Here is a 17,466-nt window from a genome sequence, read left to right as displayed (position 1 = left end):
CCTCTCCCAAAAACGGTTACGCGGCGTATCGAAACAGAGTTTTAAAAAATTGCAAGCCTTGGCTTGCGAAATTTGACCAATCGGTTTGACTTTTCCCGTCCTGCCGCCTTAGCGTTTGGCATTCGTTTAGATTTGCCGCGAAGGGGAGTGCACGCGTGCTGGATCAGCCAATTGCCCAGATCAGAAAACTGCGTGTCGAGTTTCAGACCAAGGACGGCCCCGTCGTGGGAGTCGAGGATGTCTCGTTCGAGGTCAACCCGGGCGAAACCGTATGTATCGTTGGGGAATCAGGATCGGGAAAGTCGGTCTCTTCGCTGTCGCTGATGCGGCTGGTGGAGTTTGGCGGCGGTGAGATCGCGGGCGGCCAGTTGCTGTTCGACCGGCGTGACGGGGATGAGTTGAATCTGGCAGGTGCCGACCAGGATCTGATGAAACAGATTCGCGGCAATGAGATCGGGATGATCTTTCAGGAGCCGATGACAGCGCTGAATCCGGTGTTCACCGTTGGCCGTCAACTGACCGAAGGGCTGCGTATCCACAAGAACATGTCCAAGACGCAGGCCGAGGAACGGGCATTGGAGCTGCTGCGCCAGGTTCGAATCCCCGAACCCGAACGCCGCCTGAAGCAATATCCGCACGAACTCTCGGGCGGGATGCGCCAGCGTGTTGTCATCGCAATGGCCATGGCCTGCGAACCGCGCCTGCTAATCGCGGACGAACCCACAACCGCGCTGGACGTGACCATTCAGGCCGAGATCCTGGCACTGATGGACCGGCTCAAGCGAGAAACCGGCACGGCGGTGATGTTCATCACCCATGACATGGCAGTGGTGGCCCAGATGGCCGACCGCGTTGTGGTCATGTTCCGGGGCAACAAGGTCGAAGAGGGCACGGTCAACGAAATCTTCGAGAACCCGCAGCATGATTATACCAAGGCTCTGCTGGCGGCGGTTCCGAAGCTGGGTGAAATGCGGGGCAAAGCCGCGCCTGAGCCGATGAAGCTGCTGGGTGTCGAAGGTCAGAACATCGCACCCATTCCCGGCACCGAAGAGGTCTTGCTGACAGTCAATAATCTGACCACGCGATTCCCCGTCAAAGGTGGTCTGCTGCGGCGGACGATTTCCAACGTTCACGCGGTCGAGGATGTCTCGTTCACCATCAATCGGGGTCAAACGCTCAGCCTCGTAGGGGAGTCAGGCTGCGGAAAGTCCTCGGCCGGGCGGTCAATCCTGCGGCTGGTCGAGCCGATGGCAGGTGAGGTCAATCTGGACGGTGTCGATATCATGGGTCTGGACCCGGCGGGTCTGCGTAAGGCGCGGCTGGACATGCAGATGATCTTTCAGGATCCGTTTGCCTCGTTGAATCCGCAAATGCAGTTGGTTGATCAGGTCGCGGAACCGATGCGCAACTATGGTGTTGCTTCAGGTTCTGAGCTGCAGGATCGGGTCGCGCAACTCTTCGACAAGGTGCAATTGCCGCGCAGCTTCATGCGCCGCTTCCCGCACGAGATGTCGGGTGGTCAGCGTCAACGGATTGCGATTGCCCGCGCGTTGGCGCTGAACCCCAAGCTGATCGTGGCGGACGAGGCGGTCTCGGCCCTGGATGTTTCGGTGCAAGCACAGGTTCTGAACCTGATGATGGAGCTGCAATCGGAACTGAACCTTAGCTACCTGTTCATCAGCCATGATATGGCCGTGGTCGAACGGGTCAGCCACCATGTTGGCGTGATGTATCTGGGCCGGATCGTTGAACTCGGACCGCGCGCACGGGTGTTTGAGAATCCTCAGCATCCCTATACACAGGCTTTGATGAAAGCGGTTCCGATTGCTGATCCGAACCAGAGAAAGTCGGAAAAGGATCTGAACTTCAAGCCGATCCCGTCGCCGATACATCCAATCGGCTATGCGCCGGAACCCTCGAATTACAACGAGGTTGAGCCGGGACATTTCGTCCTGACGACCGACAGCGGATACTGAGCTTTATGTCACATCGTCTGACCCCGCTTGAGATCATGACCAAGCTGATCTCTTTCCCAACGGTAAGTCGCGAAACCAATCTGCCATTGGTTGACTGGGTTGAGGAATATCTGAACAGCCATGGGATCGACTCCCATCGCTGGCCGGATCCGGATCAGCCGCATAAGGCGGCTTTGTTCGCGCATGTCGGTCCGTGGGAAGACGGCGCGGTCGTTTTGTCAGGTCACACGGATGTTGTGCCCGTCGATGGCCAGCCGTGGGATACCGACCCGTTCACCGTCACCGAGAAAGATGGCAAGTATTTCGGGCGCGGCACTTGCGATATGAAAGGCTTCGACGCGTTGGCAATCTGGGCACTGGTCGAGGCGCATCACGCCGATGTCAAACGCCCCCTGCAGCTGGCGCTGAGCTTTGACGAAGAGGTTGGATGCACCGGCGCACCACCGATGATCGAGGCGATGCAGGCGACGCTGCCCAAAGGCTCGGCAGTGATCGTGGGAGAGCCATCTGTGATGCAGGCGGTCACCGGCCATAAAGGCGGCTTCGGCTTTGACACGCATATGGTTGGATTCGAGGTTCACAGCTCGATCATGCATACGGGCGTCAACGCGATCATGGAGGCCGCACAGCTGATCGACTGGGCCAACGAGCGCAATGTCGAGAGCAGGGCAGCGCAGCCCTCGGACATAGCCGCCGTGTTCGATCCGCCGTGGACAACCTGCCATGTGGGTATGATCGAAGGCGGCACTGCGCATAACATCACGGCTAAAGACTGCCGCTTCATGATGGATTTCCGCACCGTCCCGGATGAGAAAAAAGCGATCTGGCAAAAGGCCTATTTCGATAAGGTCCGAGAGGTCGAGGCACGGATGCAGGCGGTTCATCCTGAAGCGCGGATTGAACTGTCCGAGCATTTTTCGATCCCCGGTCTTGTGCCCGAAGAAGATGGCGAGGCGGAGACACTGGTGCGCTCGCTCACCGGCGACAACGCATCACATGTGGTCAGCTATGGCACTGAGGCTGGGCAATTTCAGGAAGCGGGCTATTCCGCTGTCATCTGTGGCCCCGGCGATATTGCGCAGGCCCATCAGCCAAATGAGTTCATTACGATTTCTCAATTCAACGCAGGCCAAAAATTTATGGAACGTTTGGTAGAACGGCTCTGCGAATAGCACCTCGAAGGGGAGGTTAAAGATGCCCGTCAAGAACCGGCTCGCCGAGATGCATGGCGAGATCACCAAATGGCGACGTCACCTGCATATGCATCCCGAGCTGATGTATGATGTTGAAGCAACAGCAGGGTTTGTGGTCGATCGTCTGAAGGAGTTCGGCGTTGATGAGATCACGCCGGGGATCGGCAAAACCGGAGTGGTTGCCGTCATCAAAGGGCGTCAGGATACGCAGGGCCGGGTGATCGGGCTGCGCGCTGACATGGATGCTCTGCCGATTGAGGAGGCAACGGGGCTGGACTACGCCTCGACCGTTTCTGGCAAGATGCACGCCTGTGGCCATGATGGGCATACCTCGATGTTGCTCGGGGCGGCTCAGTATTTAGCCGAGACTCGGAACTTTGACGGCACCGTTGTGTTAATTTTCCAGCCTGCCGAAGAGGGTGGTGCAGGTGGCTTGGCTATGTGTCAGGACGGGCTGATGGACCGCTGGGGCATTCAGGAAGTCTATGGCATGCACAACATGCCGGGGATGCCGGTTGGTGAGTTTGCCATTCGGCCGGGCGCGTTATTGGCTTCTTCGGATGAGTTCGAAATTGTTGTGACGGGCAAGGGTGGTCATGCCGCCGCCCCGCATGAGGCGGTGGATACAACGCTCGTGGCATCTCATATTGTTGTGGCTTTGCAATCGGTTGTGTCGCGTACTGTGGACCCGATCAAACGGGTGGTGCTGACGGTCGGGACCTTTGAAACCGATAGTGTGGCCTCGAATGTGATTGCCCATACGGTGCGGTTGCGGGGCACCGTTCGCACGCTTGATCCCGAATACCGAAAGATCGCCGAAGATCGCGTGCGCCGGATCGCGGAAGACACGGCCTCGGCCTTCGACGCGTCTGCCGAAATGACGTGGACGCCGGGCTATCCGGTGACGGTAAACTCCGAGGTCGAAACCGGATATGCGGCTGAGGCGGCCGAGGCGGTGTCGGGCAAGGTCAATGACAGCACTGATCCGATCATGCCGTCAGAAGATTTCGCCTACATGCTTGAAGAACGGCCCGGGGCCTACATCTTTATCGGAAACGGGGACACGGCCATGTGCCACCACCCGGAATACAACTTCGACGACGACGCCATTCCCGCCGGGTGCAGCTGGTTTGCTGAACTGGTGGAGCGACGATTGCCCGTCGCCTGATTTGGGAGGATCAGATGCCAATCAAGAACCGACTCGCCGAAATGCACGCAGAGATCACCGGTTGGCGGCGGGACATCCATCAACACCCCGAGATCCTGTATGACACCCACCGCACCAGCGCTTTGGTGGCCGAAAAACTGAAGGAGTTCGGTTGCGATGAGGTCGTGACCGGCATTGGCCGGACCGGTGTTGTTGGCGTGATCAAAGGTAAAACCGACACGCAGGGCCGCGTGATCGGGCTGCGCGCCGATATGGACGCGCTGCCGATGCAGGAGCAGACGGGCCTCGACTATGCCTCAAAAACCGAAGGTGCCATGCATGCCTGTGGCCATGATGGCCATACGGCAATGGTTCTGGGCGCGGCGAAATACCTGTCTGAGACGCGCAATTTTGATGGTACGGCCATTGTGATTTTTCAACCAGCGGAAGAGGGCGGCAACGGGGCCGAGGCGATGTGCAAGGACGGTCTGATGGATCGGTTCGGCATTCAGGAAGTCTATGCCATGCACAATGTGCCCGGTGTGCCGACGGGTCAGTTCGCCATCCGGTCCGGACCACTGCTGGCGGCTGCGGATGAGTTCGATATACATCTGGAAGGTCGAGGCGGTCACGCGGCCAAACCGCATGAAACAATTGATACGACTGTGATGTTGTCGCAACTGATCGTAGCCTTGCAGACCATTGTGTCGCGCAATGCGGACCCGATCTTGCAGGCGGTTTTGTCTGTGACCTCGGTCGAGACCTCGTCCAAGGCGTTCAACGTGATCCCGCAATCGGCGCAGGTGAAGGGCACGGTGCGGACGCATTCGAACGAAATGCGTGACCTGATCGAGGCGCGGCTGACCGAAGTGGCTGAGGGCATCGCCGAGACCTTTGGCGGCACCGTCAAAGTCACCTACACGCGCGGGGTGCCGGTGACGATCAACGCTGAAGAACAGACGGGATATGCCGCCGAGGCCGCCATTTCCGTGGGCGGCAGCTGCGGCGAGGCGCCGATGGTAATGGGGGGCGAGGATTTCTCGTTCATGCTGGAGGAACGCCCCGGGGCCTTCATCGTGCTGGGCAATGGCGACAGCGCCGGGTTGCACCACCCCGAATACAATTTCAACGACGAGATCATCCCGATGGGGTGTTCATGGTTTGCCGAAATGGTCGAGCGCCGGATGCCGGCGGCTTGAATTAGGAGAGAGAAGAGATGCCAGTTAAGAACCGCTTTGCCGAATTGCAGGATGAAATCACCGAATGGCGACGGGATATTCACGAAAATCCTGAGATCCTGTTTGAAACCCATCGCACCAGCGCTTTGGTCGCTGACAAGCTGAAAGAGTTCGGCTGTGACGAGGTTGTTACCGGGATCGGTCGTACTGGCGTTGTTGGTGTGATCAAGGGCAAGTCCGACTCGAAAGGGAATGTCATTGGTCTGAGGGCTGACATGGACGCACTGCCGATCCATGAGGCGACGGGGCTGGATTACGCCTCGAAAACCGATGGGGCGATGCATGCCTGTGGCCATGATGGCCATACCGCGATGCTGCTCGGTGCGGCGAAATACCTGTCGGAAACGCGCAATTTCGACGGCACCGTGGTGGTGATCTTCCAGCCCGCCGAAGAAGGCGGCGGTGGCGGTCGCGAGATGTGCGAAGACGGCATGATGGAGCGTTGGAACATTCAAGAAGTCTACGGCATGCATAACTGGCCGGGACGTCCGGTGGGCAGTTTTGCGATCCGTCCGGGCTCGTTCTTTGCAGCGACCGATCAGTTCGACATTACCTTTGAAGGCCGTGGTGGTCACGCTGCGAAGCCGCAGGAGACCGTAGACACGACCGTGATGACGGCGCAGGCGGTTCTGGCGTTGCAGACGATTGCCTCGCGCAATGCCGACCCGATTGATCAGGTCGTGGTGTCGGTGACCTCGTTTGAGACCTCGTCCAAGGCGTTCAATGTCATTCCGCAAACGGTCCAGATCAAAGGCACCGTGCGTACGATGAGCAAAGAGATGCGCGATCTGGCAGAGAAGCGGATTAACGAGATTTGCGCAGGAGTGGCGGCGACCTTTGGTGGCACAGCGGATGTGACCTATATTCGCGGCTATCCGGTCATGGTGAACAGCGACGAGCAGACGGATTTTGCAGCCGAGGTAGCGAAGTCGGTTTCTGGCAGCTGTGATGAGGCACCTCTGGTCATGGGAGGTGAGGATTTTGCCTTCATGCTGGAGGAACGTCCGGGCGCCTATATCCTGGTCGGCAATGGCGATACGGCTATGGTTCACCACCCTGAGTATAACTTCAACGACGAGGCCATTCCCGCCGGATGCAGCTGGTGGGCCGAGATTGTTGAACAACGGATGCCCGCCGCTTGACGGAGTGAAGCGAGGGGCCAGCCCCTCGTGCTCCCCGAGATATTTTTAGCCAGATGAAGAGGGATCCCGTGCGCTCAGGTTGAGTTGGGTGCACAGGGTTCCGATGACGGAATTCAGGGCGTTGGACTGTGTGTTGACGCAGGATTTTGCTGCATCGCGCGCGCTTTGAAGTGCTTGTGGGTCTGAGAGCCAGTGGGCAACAGCTGCTGAGAGCTCGGACGCGGTTTCGACCTGCACTGCACCGCCGGTTTCGATCAGGGGGGCGAAGGTTTCGGCGAAATTGAAATATCCGGGGCCGGTGAGGACGGCGGCACCGGCTTGGGCAGGTTCAAAGGGGTTGTGGCCTCCGATCTCTTTCAGAGAGCCGCCGAGGAATACGATGGGACAGAGCGCATACCAAGTGCCCAATTCGCCTAGCGTGTCTGCCATATAGACCTGTGTCTGTGCAGCGATCGACTGGTTTGTACTGCGCTGTGCATGGGTGAGCCCCTCAGTACCGATCAGCTTGCTTAGCTCATCTCGACGCTCGGGGTGGCGCGGGATCAGCAGCAGCAACAAGTCGGGCCAACGGCTGAGCAGGGCTTTGTGCGCTGCGAGCACGGTTTCTTCTTCGCCTTGATGTGTAGAACTGGCGATCCAGATTGGGCGGTCGCCGATCTGGTTTTTGATCCAAGACAGGGCCTCAGTATCTATGGGTAGCGGATCGGACATGGCCTTGAGATTGGTGCCGGGTCTTACTTTATCTGGCGACGCGCCCATAGCGATCAGATTGCTGGCGGTCCTGTCGTTCTGGGTCAGGAACAGGTTGAAATGGCTCAGGATGAAGCGCGCAGTTTTGGGTCGTTTGATCCAACCGGCCACAGATTTCTCGGACAATCGGGCGTTCAATAAGGCCAGTGGGGTTCCGCGCTTTGCCGTCTCAACGATCAGGCGGGGCCAAATCTCGCTTTCGACGAAGATTGCCGCATCCGGTTTCCAGTGGTCCAGAAACCGGCGCACCGGGCCTTCGCTGTCGAGCGGCGAATATTGATGACGCGTACGCGGGGGCATGCGTTTGGCGATCAGTTCGGCCGAGGTTGGCGTGCCCGAAGTGATAAGGAATTCGACGTCGGGCAAGCGCTCCGCCAATCGCTTGATCAGGCTAAGGACAGACAAGCTTTCGCCAACGCTGGCGGCGTGAAACCAAATCAGGCGGGTGTTGGGGCAGGGTAGGCTGGCGTGGCCCAGCCGCTCTTGTTGGCGGGTTTCGGGGACGTCGGCAGCCTGCAACTTGGTGCGTACTTTGCGCCAGATCAGTGGTCCGACAAACGAGGTCAGGCCGCAGTACAGGTTGTACAACAGTGTTGGCTGTTCGTCGGGGCCAGGCAAGTCAGCCGCCTGTGTGGCTCATGTGGCGGCTCATCTGGCCATCGACGGCTTGCCGGGAATAGTCGAAATCATGGCCTTTGGGCTTGAGATTGATCGCCGCGCGGATCGCGTCTTCGAGCGGTTTCTCGGTATCGGGGTGGTCGCGTAGCGGCGCGCGCAAGTCAGCCATATCTTCCTGTCCGAGACACATATACAACTCGCCGGTGCAGGTCAGGCGTACGCGGTTACAGCTTTCGCAGAAATTATGGCTCAGCGGCGTGATGAAGCCGATCTTCTGGCCTGTTTCCTCAAGCCGGACATAGCGGGCCGGGCCGCCAGTGCGTTCGGTCAGATCGGTAACCGAATAGTGGTTCTCATATTCCTTGCGCACGTCTTTCAGAGACCAGTACTGATCCAGACGATCCTCATTACCGATATCCCCCATGGGCATGACTTCGATCCAGGTCAGATCCATGTCGCGTTCGGCGCACCATTCGGTAATACGGGGCAGTTCAGGCTCGTTGAAGCCTTTTAGCGCCACCGCGTTGATCTTGATCCGCAGCCCTGCCTTTTGGGCGGCATCAATGCCGTTCAAAACTTGCTTCAAGCGCCCCCAGCGGGTGACCTTGGCAAACTTGTCATCGTCCAGCGTATCGAGCGAGATGTTCACACGACGTACACCCGCCGCATAAAGATCATCTGCAAAGCGATGCAGTTGTGAGCCATTGGTGGTCAGCGTCAGTTCTTTCAACGCGCCGCTGTCCAGATGCCGCGTCATGCTGTTGAAGAAAGACATAATATTCCTGCGCACCAATGGTTCCCCCCCGGTGATGCGCAGTTTCTGCACCCCGAGGTTTACGAAGGTCGTGCACATGCGGTCCAGTTCTTCCAGCGTCAGCAGGTCTTTTTTGGGCAGGAACTTCATGTCTTCCGACATGCAGTAGACACAGCGGAAATCACAGCGGTCCGTGACAGAAACGCGGAGATAAGTGATGGCGCGGGCAAATGGATCGATAAGCGGAGCAGTCATGCTGGTATAGGTAAAGCGCGGGTGGCCTACCGGCAAGGGCGATTTGTGTTTTTGGCTGGCACAGATCGGTGCGGCGCTCTAGATGTTTGAGCATGAGATATGCGTTGCTATTGGTTTGTGGCCTTGTCGCGGGCTGTGATGCGGTTCGGTCCACGACCGACCGGGTTTTTGGAGGTGCGCCGACAGAGCCGGAGCCTGCACCCGCCGTTGCTGAACCTGTAGAAGCGGCACCCACCGAGGTGGTTGCCAATGCGGGCTGGGCTGGTGCGAAACGTACCATCGCAGGTTTGGGTGACCCAAACACACCGGGACGCTGGCTGCAGACACCTTTGGTTGAAACCGAGATTAATGGTCGCGTTGTTGTGCCTCGGACAGGTGCGCAGGCCTATGTGACGCTTGTACCCGCGCCCGGGCCTGAGAGGGGCGGCGGACGATTGTCGCTTGAAGCGATGCGCGCCCTGCTGATCCCGTTTGATGAGCTGGTTGAGCTGGATGTTTATTCAGACTGAAGGTATTTCCCGGCCTCTTTGCGGGCGAAAGGTTTCATCGCTGCGCCGTGCTGATCGAGGAAATCTGTCACGCGTTTGGGGTCATGCTTGGAAAGCTCGCGCAGCCACCAGGCTATGGCTTTCTGAATGAACCAGTCCCGGTCAGGCACATATCTCGCGGCCCAGCTCAGCACGCGGTCTCGGCATGCCAGCTCCTCGGGCTTCGGGTGGTTTTGCTTGGTCCAGGGCAAGGTGGCGACCAGCGCCGCGCGCCGGGTCCACATGTGGTCGGACTGGGTCCAGTTTTCAACTTGATCCAGCCGCGAAGGATCGGCAGCGAGCCGCTTTTGCATTGCCATGCTGGCATGGTCCGCGATGGCCCATGCGTCAAAATCGGGTAGCCAGCTTTGTAGCAGATCCCATACGGCATCATCCGGGCGGACGCGTGCTTGCGTCAGCAGCTTTGCGGCGGCCACGCGGGCTTCGTGTATGTTGGTTTGCCAAAGGGCAGATGCCAGTTCGATCCGTCCGGGCACGTCGAGTTCGCGCCGCCAACTTTTGGTCAAATCATTCAGGATCGGATTAGCGACGCCAAGATAGATGCGGTCGGCCTTGTGATAGGCCGCCACCTGTTCCGCACGCTCTGGGTCGCTATGAGCTTTGATCTGATCCAGATGAGTCTTTAGCAGAGCGTCGCTCATTCGACAGTCACGGATTTCGCCAGATTGCGCGGCTGATCCACATCCGTCCCCTTGGCGACGGCAGTATGATAGGCGAGCAATTGTGCGGGAACCGAATAGAGGATCGGCGTAAGGCTCGGGTGCACATGCGGCATGCGGATCGTGCTCCAGGCTTCATCTCCGGCTTCGGCGATGCCGTCATCGTCGGACACAAGAATGACTTTGCCTTTGCGTGCCATGACCTCTTGCATGTTGGACACGGTTTTGTCGAACACCGTGTCGCGTGGGGCCATGACCACCACTGGCATGTGCTTGTCGATCAGGGCGATGGGTCCATGCTTGAGTTCACCTGACGCATAACCTTCAGCATGTATATAGCTGATTTCCTTCAATTTTAGCGCGCCTTCCATGGCGAGCGGATACATCAGGCCACGCCCCAGAAACAGCACATCACGCGCCTCGGACAGGCGTTGGGCTGATTTGCGGATGGCGCTATTTTCGTCCAGTGCGGTATTCAGAACCGAAGGCAGCCCGCGCAGCGCCGCTGCGTGGTCTGCCAGTTCTTCGTCGCTCAGAGTACCACGATCCGCCGCGGCTTTGAGCGCCAGCATCAGCAAAATGCTCAGCTGACAGGTAAAGGCCTTGGTCGAGGCAACGCCGATCTCGACACCGGCGTGAATCGGTAGAGTAATATCGCTTTCCCGCGCAATCGAGCTTTCAGGAACGTTGACGACAGAAACGATCTTGTCTGCCTTGCCTTCGCAATAGCGCAACGCGGCGAGCGTATCTGCGGTCTCACCCGACTGGCTGACAAACAGCGCCAATGTGCGGTCGGTGATCGGAGGTTCGCGATACCGAAACTCGCTGGCGATATCGACCTCGACGGGCATTTTGGCCAGTTGTTCGAACCAGTACTTGGCGGTCAGGCAGGCATAGAAAGCGGTGCCACAGGCCACCATGGTCAGGCGGTCGAGCTTGGTGAAGTCCAGTTCTTCGGGCAGAACCACCTGGTCGCCGCCAGTCGGCAGATACGACCGGATCGCCTCGGCTACCACAACCGGCTGTTCGGCGATTTCCTTGGCCATATAGTGCTTGTGCCCGGCTTTGTCAGCGCGCGACTGATCCACCTTGATCTGGCGCATCTCGCGATTGGCGATCTCACCAGCTTCGTTGCGGATTTCAAGCGATGTGCGGGTTAGCACCGCCCGGTCGCCTTCTTCCAGATAGGTGATGCGATCAGTCAGCGGCGCCAGGGCAATCGCGTCCGAGCCCACATACATCTCACCATCTCCATGCCCGATGGCCAAAGGCGATCCCTTTCGGGCAGCGACAATCAGATCGTCCTGTCCGTTGAACAGGAAGGCGAGCGCAAATGCGCCCTCAAGCCGATCAATCGTTTTATAAGCAGCGTCAACCGGGTTCAAACCTTGTGACATGTAGTGCTCGGTCATCAAGGCGACGGTTTCCGTGTCGGTTTCCGTTTGAAAGCCGATGCTGTGTTCGGCCAATTCTGCGCGCAGTTCGCGATAATTCTCGACAATGCCATTATGCACAACAGCGACAGGTCCGGCCTGATGCGGATGCGCGTTGCTGATCGAAGGCGCACCATGCGTAGCCCAGCGGGTATGACCGATGCCGGATTTACCGGGCAGGGGATCGTGAACCAAAAGGTCGCTTAGATTGACGAGTTTACCTACAGCTCTGCGCCGTCCAAGCGTTCCATCATTGACCGTTGCAATCCCGGCGCTGTCATAGCCGCGATATTCCAGCCGTTTCAGCGCCTCGACCAGAATGGGGGCTGCTTCGTGACTGCCCAGAACACCAACAATTCCACACATAAATCAGGCTCCTTTGTCGCGGCGCGCTTTCTTCGCCCTCAACATATCAAACAATTTACGGGCATAGCCGGGCTTGTTTTCCTGCTTGGCGCGCGCAACGGCCAGTGCGTCCGGTTCGACATCCTTGGTCACCACGGTTCCCGTTGCGGTCATCGCTCCGTCGCCCAGCGACACCGGAGCGATCAGCATCGTGTTTGAGCCGATGAACACATTCTCGCCAATCGTGGTTTTGTGTTTCATCACGCCGTCATAGTTGCAGGTGATCGTACCGGCCCCGATATTTGTTGCCGCCCCGACCGTGGCATCGCCGATATAGCTGAGGTGATTGACCTTCGCGCCCTCGGCGATCTCGGCATTCTTGATCTCGACGAAATTGCCGATGCGGGTGTTTTCGGCCAACTCGGTTCCCGGGCGCAAGCGCGCATATGGGCCAACAGTGGCACCTCGGCTGACGTGGCAGCCCTCCAGATGCGAAAACGCGCGGATCGTGGCACCGCTTTCGACGGTGACACCTGGGCCGAAGACAACATGTGGTTCAATCACGGCATCGCGCCCGATGACGGTATCTGCGGCAAGATATACGGTCTCGGGGGCCATCAGCGTGACGCCAAGATCCAACAGATCGGCCCGCGCCTGCACCTGAAAGATTGCATCCGCCGCCGCCAGGTCGGCACGAGAGTTCACGCCCAGCGTTTGTGCCTCATCGCAGGCGATTGCGGTCACGCGCAAGCCGCGGTCGCCCGCGATTTCTACCACGTCGGTCAGGTAGTATTCGCTTGAAGCATTATCATTGCCCACCGCATCGATCAACGAAAACAGCGTTGGCGCATCACACGCCATAAGACCCGAGTTACAAAAGGTTATGGTGCGCTCTTCATCTGTCGCGTCCTTGAACTCGACGATCCGCTCTAGCGTATCGCCCTGCATCACCAAACGACCATACCGTGCGGGATCGGCAGCCTCAAAGCCGAGAATGACCAGATCATTCTCAGCCCTCGCAGCGATCATCCGCTCCAGCGTCTCGGGTTGCAGAAAAGGCGTATCACCGAACAACACGACCGCATCACCCTCGAACCCGTCCAACGCATTGCGCGCCTGCGCCACTGCATGTGCGGTTCCAAGCTGTTCTTCCTGCACAGCGATCTGTGCAGTCTCGTCTTCGGCCTTCGCAACCTTCGAGACAGCCTCGGCCCCGTGGCCCGTGACGATCACGGTGTGTTCGGGCGACAGGACGGCTCCGGCGCGCATGGCGTGGATCAGCATCGGTACCTGTGCAATCGGGTGCAGGACTTTGGGAATGTCAGAGTTCATTCTTGTGCCTTTCCCGGCGGCAAGAATGACAAGGGCGGTGGTCATGAAATCGTTTTCTCTTTGTGTTTTGTTGCGCCCCGTTTTATCCGCTGAGGTCAAAGGCGCAAGCGGTTCAGCCATCAAACAAGATTGCCGTTTGCAACATGGGGCGGCGAAAAACCGCTGAGGCAGGAGGCAACATGCGTACGGTGATCTTCGATCTGGACGGGACTTTGGCGGATACCTCCGGTGATCTGCTGGCAGCGGCCAACCACTGTTTCCGGCAGATGGGGCATGGGGATGTGCTGGTTCACGAGCAGGATGCCGGGGTCGCCCTGCGGGGCGGGCGGATGATGCTGACGCATGGGCTCAGGCGCGTCGGAGCCTATGCCGACGATACAGTTCTGGCTTACTATCCGGTCTTGCTTGAAGCTTATGCTGAAGCGATTGACACGCACACCCGGTTCTATCCTGGTGCTTTGGATGCTGTCGAGCGTCTGTCGCAAGCGGGGTATGGCGTAGGTATCTGCACCAACAAGCCCGAGGGTCTCGCAGATCTCTTGCTGACTCGAATGGGCGTGCGGGACAAATTCGCCTCGCTGGTGGGGGCAGACACACTGCCCGTGCGCAAACCCGATCCCGAGCCGCTGCGCGAAGCGGCACGGCGCGCAGGGGGGCATCCGGACCATTGCGTTCTGATCGGCGATTCAGATACGGACCGAAATACCGCACGCGCTGCAGGTGTGCCCTCGGTGCTGGTCACTTTTGGCCCTTCCGGGGAGGATATGGCCACGCTGGAGCCCGAGGCGCTGCTGCATCATTTTGATGATTTGCCGAAACTGGTTTCCGATTTGATCGGAGCGGCGGCGTGATCTCTTGACCCTTGATCATTTCGGCCTCAGAACCAATCCATGACCGAGATTTTCACTGGCAGTTTCACCCAACAGGAACCTATCCCCGATGAAGCGATCGAGGCCGCATTGGCCGTGATGCGCCATGGGCGCTTGCATCGCTATAACGTCGCGCCTGATGAATTAAGCGAGACGGCATTGCTGGAACAGGAATTTGCCGCTCAGATGGGGGCGAAATATTGTTTGGCCGTCTCATCGGGCGGTTACGCTTTGGCCACCGCGTTGCGGGCCGTGGGGATCGGGCCGGGTGATCCGGTTTTGACAAACGCGTTTACGCTGGCCCCTGTGCCGGGGGCTATTGCGTCGGTCGGGGCGAAACCAATTTTTGTCGGCGTGACTGAGGCACTGACCATTGATCTCGATGATCTTGAGGCCAAGCTGGATCAGGCCAGGGTGCTGATGCTCAGCCATATGCGTGGGCATCTGTGCGATATGGATCGGTTGATGCAGATGTGTAACGCGGCCGGGGTGATTGTGATCGAGGATTGCGCGCATACGATGGGGGCGGCCTGGCAGGGTCAGCTCTCCGGGCGACAAGGGGCAATCGGCTGTTATTCGTGCCAGACCTATAAGCATGTGAACTCGGGCGAGGGCGGATTGTTGGTTACGGATGACCCGGAGCTGGCTGCAAAAGCTACCATGTTGTCCGGGTCATATATGCTCTATGAGCGCCATCTGGCCGTGCCTGGTCCGGAGGTGTTTGAGCAGATCAAATACACCACACCCAACGTTTCGGGCCGTATGGACAATCTGCGTGCTGCAATCCTGCGTCCTCAATTGCGGGTGCTGGATCGCCAGGTTGCACGCTGGAACGAACGGTATGATGAGATCGAGCGTGGGTTGCGCGAAACACCGGGTCTTACGGTTGTCGAGCGTCCTGCCGGGGAAACTTATGTCGGCTCGTCTATCCAGTTTCTGTTGTTGGATTGGACTCCGGAGCGCATTGCCGAAGTCACCCGCCGCTGCGCCGCACGCGGGGTCGAATTGAAGTGGTTTGGCGGGGCAGAACCTTCGGGCTTTACCTCGCGCTATGACAGCTGGCGGTATGCGGACAGTGCGCCGATGCCCAAGAGCGACAGGATTCTGGCCGGGATCATGGATATGCGTGTTCCGTTGACGTTCTCGCTGGAGGATTGTCGCCTGATCGCGCGGATCATTCGGGCCGAGGTGGGCGCGGTTTATCAATCGTAATCCAGCGGAGCGCGCTTTCAGCGCACGCTCGGTTTTTTATGAAAACGCCGCCCTTGCTGGGCGGCGTTTTGCGTTGATCCGCGCGGCGTCGTTGACCGGACGTGGAATCGCTGCTATCTGTTTATTGAACACTTGTTCATTAACGCTGCTAGAGGAGCCCCGCATGTTTATGGCCACTATGCAATTCGATCTGGGTGAGGATGTGAATGCCCTGCGTGAGATGGTCCACCGCTGGGCGCAGGAACGCGTGAAGCCGATGGCGGCTGAGATTGACGCCTCGAACGCCTTTCCGAATGAGCTCTGGAAAGAGATGGGAGAGCTTGGGCTGCTGGGCGTCACTGTGCCCGAAGAGTATGGCGGGGCGGGGATGTCCTATCTGGCGCATACCATCGCGGTGGAAGAAGTGGCGCGGGCCTCGGCCTCGGTGTCTCTGTCTTACGGGGCGCATTCGAACCTCTGCGTGAATCAGATTAAGCTGAATGGGAATGACGAGCAGAAACAGAAATATCTGCCACGTCTGATCTCGGGCGATCATGTAGGGGCGCTTGCTATGTCTGAGTCCTCAGCCGGGTCGGATGTGGTGTCGATGAAGCTGCGTGCTGAGAAGCGCAACGATCACTACCGACTGAACGGCAACAAATACTGGATCACCAACGGGCCGGATGCGGACACGCTGGTTGTTTATGCCAAGACCGATCCGGAGGCAGGATCCAAGGGGATTACCGCCTTTCTGATCGAGAAAGAGATGAAGGGATTCTCGACCTCGCCCCATTTTGACAAACTGGGGATGCGAGGGTCGAATACGGCAGAGCTGATCTTTGAAGATGTAGAAGTGCCGTTTGAAAACGTGCTGGGCGAAGAGGGCAAAGGCGTCGCGGTTCTGATGTCCGGGCTTGACTACGAGCGCGTCGTTCTGGCCGGAATCGGTACGGGCATAATGGCCGCTTGCCTGGATGAGGTCATGCCTTATCTGGCCGAACGCAAACAGTTTGGTAAGCCTATTGGATCATTCCAGCTGATGCAGGGTAAGATTGCGGATATGTATACCGCAATGAACTCGGCGCGCGCCTATGTCTATGAGGTCGCTAAGGCTTGCGACCGAGGGGATGTGACCCGTCAGGATGCGGCGGCGTGCTGTCTTTATGCCTCGGAGCAGGCGATGGTGCAGGCGCATCAGGCCGTGCAGGCGCTGGGCGGGGCCGGGTTCCTGTCGGATGCGCCGGTCAGCCGGATTTTCCGCGACGCAAAACTGATGGAGATCGGCGCAGGTACCAGCGAAATCCGCCGGATGCTGATCGGTCGCGAAATGATGAACGAGATGCTGTGACGGAAAACCCCGCGATTCAGTGAACCGCGGGGCTTTCACGATTGGATCAGAAGCGATGGACGTAGGAAACGCCGATCAGCCAGGGATCAATTTCTGCGGTGCCGATGTCGGCTCCGTCCAGTTTGACGTCCGAGTCGATGTCGAACCAGCGCACGTTCAGGCGAATGGCACCTTTTTCGGTGACCATGTAATCCAGACCGGCCTGCAGCGAGACGCCGAAGGAATTGTCCAGGTCCAGATCGCCCAGGGGCGAATCTTCTTCGAAGAAGATGGTGTAGTTCAAACCGGCGCCGACATAAGGCTTCCACGCGCTGTTGGTCGGGAAGTGATAGTTCAGCGACAGGGTGGGCGGCAGGTGTTTGACGCTGCCCGCATCGACGCTGCCGCCGAGGGTGACGTCATGCTTGTAGGGGGTCGAGGCCAGCAGCTCGATCCCGAGGTTGTCCTGAATGAAATACTCGACAGTGAAGATCGGGCGGGTGTCCGAGTCGACATCGGCGTCAAATCCGGCCAGAGAGCCGTTGTTGGACTTGGGGTCCAGATAGCCGACACCGACACCAACGGTCCAGTCGCCCTGGGATTGGGCGAAGGCCGGGGCAGCCAGCGCAACAAGTGCGGTAGAAAGGGTCAAAGCGGCGAGTTTCTTTGTCATATTCATGCCTTTGGTT

The 17,466-nt window shown here is 58.5% G+C and carries 15 protein-coding genes; 9 read left to right on the top strand and 6 right to left on the bottom strand.

The annotated features are described in order from the left end of the window. Positions 1-155 precede the first annotated feature (155 nt). From ACR0NF_RS10965 to ACR0NF_RS10945, 5 genes are read left to right on the top strand one after another with little or no spacing between them, the layout of a single operon-like run. Positions 156-1,976, top strand: a complete 1,821-nt coding sequence (locus ACR0NF_RS10965; RefSeq protein WP_480470330.1) for an ABC transporter ATP-binding protein — start codon at positions 156-158, stop codon at positions 1,974-1,976. A gap of 5 nt (positions 1,977-1,981) precedes the next feature. Further along, positions 1,982-3,148, top strand: a complete 1,167-nt coding sequence (gene argE, locus ACR0NF_RS10960) for an acetylornithine deacetylase (RefSeq protein WP_480778241.1) — start codon at positions 1,982-1,984, stop codon at positions 3,146-3,148. A gap of 22 nt (positions 3,149-3,170) precedes the next feature. Continuing rightward, positions 3,171-4,337 carry a M20 aminoacylase family protein gene (locus tag ACR0NF_RS10955; protein WP_480470328.1) on the top strand — a complete coding sequence of 389 codons (1,167 nt, stop codon included), beginning with the start codon at positions 3,171-3,173 and terminating at the stop codon, positions 4,335-4,337. A gap of 14 nt (positions 4,338-4,351) precedes the next feature. Next, positions 4,352-5,515, top strand: coding sequence for a M20 aminoacylase family protein (locus ACR0NF_RS10950; protein WP_480470327.1), 1,164 nt, complete (start codon positions 4,352-4,354; stop codon positions 5,513-5,515). A gap of 17 nt (positions 5,516-5,532) precedes the next feature. Beyond that, complete coding sequence (locus ACR0NF_RS10945; protein WP_480470326.1) at positions 5,533-6,696, top strand: M20 aminoacylase family protein; 1,164 nt, start codon at positions 5,533-5,535, stop codon at positions 6,694-6,696. Positions 6,697-6,741: 45 nt separating this feature from the next. On the opposite strand, the gene ACR0NF_RS10940 is transcribed toward ACR0NF_RS10945, so the two are convergent. Both ACR0NF_RS10940 and moaA read right to left on the bottom strand, forming a co-directional pair. Then, a complete protein-coding gene (locus ACR0NF_RS10940; RefSeq protein ID WP_480470325.1) occupies positions 6,742-8,064 on the bottom strand; it encodes a 3-deoxy-D-manno-octulosonic acid transferase in 1,323 nt (440 codons plus the stop codon). A 1-nt stretch (position 8,065) separates the two neighbouring features. After that, positions 8,066-9,073, bottom strand: a complete 1,008-nt coding sequence (moaA, locus tag ACR0NF_RS10935; protein ID WP_480778240.1) for a GTP 3',8-cyclase MoaA — start codon at positions 9,071-9,073, stop codon at positions 8,066-8,068. A gap of 92 nt (positions 9,074-9,165) precedes the next feature. Here moaA and ACR0NF_RS10930 point away from each other — a divergent pair, with 92 nt between their 5' ends. Beyond that, positions 9,166-9,582: a hypothetical protein gene (locus tag ACR0NF_RS10930; RefSeq protein WP_480778239.1), complete on the top strand. Its 417-nt coding sequence runs from the start codon at positions 9,166-9,168 to the stop codon at positions 9,580-9,582. Here the strand turns inward: ACR0NF_RS10930 and ACR0NF_RS10925 are convergent. Genes ACR0NF_RS10925 through glmU form a run of 3 tightly spaced genes read right to left on the bottom strand, consistent with a single transcriptional unit; the run spans position 9,570 to position 13,435 of the window. Next, positions 9,570-10,262 carry a DNA alkylation repair protein gene (locus ACR0NF_RS10925; RefSeq protein WP_480778238.1) on the bottom strand — a complete coding sequence of 231 codons (693 nt, stop codon included), beginning with the start codon at positions 10,260-10,262 and terminating at the stop codon, positions 9,570-9,572. The two genes, ACR0NF_RS10930 and ACR0NF_RS10925, sit on opposite strands and share 13 nt — an antisense overlap. Beyond that, positions 10,259-12,079, bottom strand: a complete 1,821-nt coding sequence (gene glmS / locus ACR0NF_RS10920; protein WP_480667504.1) for a glutamine--fructose-6-phosphate transaminase (isomerizing) — start codon at positions 12,077-12,079, stop codon at positions 10,259-10,261. The genes ACR0NF_RS10925 and glmS overlap by 4 nt, the downstream gene beginning before the upstream one ends. A gap of 3 nt (positions 12,080-12,082) precedes the next feature. After that, positions 12,083-13,435: a bifunctional UDP-N-acetylglucosamine diphosphorylase/glucosamine-1-phosphate N-acetyltransferase GlmU gene (gene glmU / locus ACR0NF_RS10915; protein WP_480470320.1), complete on the bottom strand. Its 1,353-nt coding sequence runs from the start codon at positions 13,433-13,435 to the stop codon at positions 12,083-12,085. A 134-nt stretch (positions 13,436-13,569) separates the two neighbouring features. On the opposite strand from glmU, the gene ACR0NF_RS10910 reads away from it, so the two are divergent. The 3 genes from ACR0NF_RS10910 to ACR0NF_RS10900 all read left to right on the top strand — a co-directional run bounded on the left by ACR0NF_RS10910 (position 13,570) and on the right by ACR0NF_RS10900 (position 16,798). Further along, positions 13,570-14,241 (top strand): HAD-IA family hydrolase, encoded by a 672-nt coding sequence (locus ACR0NF_RS10910; RefSeq protein WP_480470319.1) that lies wholly within the window; start codon positions 13,570-13,572, stop codon positions 14,239-14,241. A gap of 39 nt (positions 14,242-14,280) precedes the next feature. Then, entirely contained in the window at positions 14,281-15,471 is a 1,191-nt protein-coding gene (locus ACR0NF_RS10905; protein ID WP_480470318.1) for a DegT/DnrJ/EryC1/StrS family aminotransferase, read from the top strand. 163 nt (positions 15,472-15,634) lie between these two features. Further along, positions 15,635-16,798, top strand: a complete 1,164-nt coding sequence (locus ACR0NF_RS10900; RefSeq protein WP_480470317.1) for an isovaleryl-CoA dehydrogenase — start codon at positions 15,635-15,637, stop codon at positions 16,796-16,798. Between the two features lie 46 nt (positions 16,799-16,844). Here ACR0NF_RS10900 and ACR0NF_RS10895 read toward each other — a convergent pair whose 3' ends face one another. Then, positions 16,845-17,450, bottom strand: coding sequence for an OmpW/AlkL family protein (locus tag ACR0NF_RS10895; protein ID WP_480470316.1), 606 nt, complete (start codon positions 17,448-17,450; stop codon positions 16,845-16,847). Positions 17,451-17,466: the final 16 nt, after the last annotated feature.

The organism is Ruegeria sp. CF4, from assembly GCF_056537345.1.
Note: the sequence above shows the minus strand (reverse complement) of the source record. Positions and strands in the feature narration are given on the sequence as shown.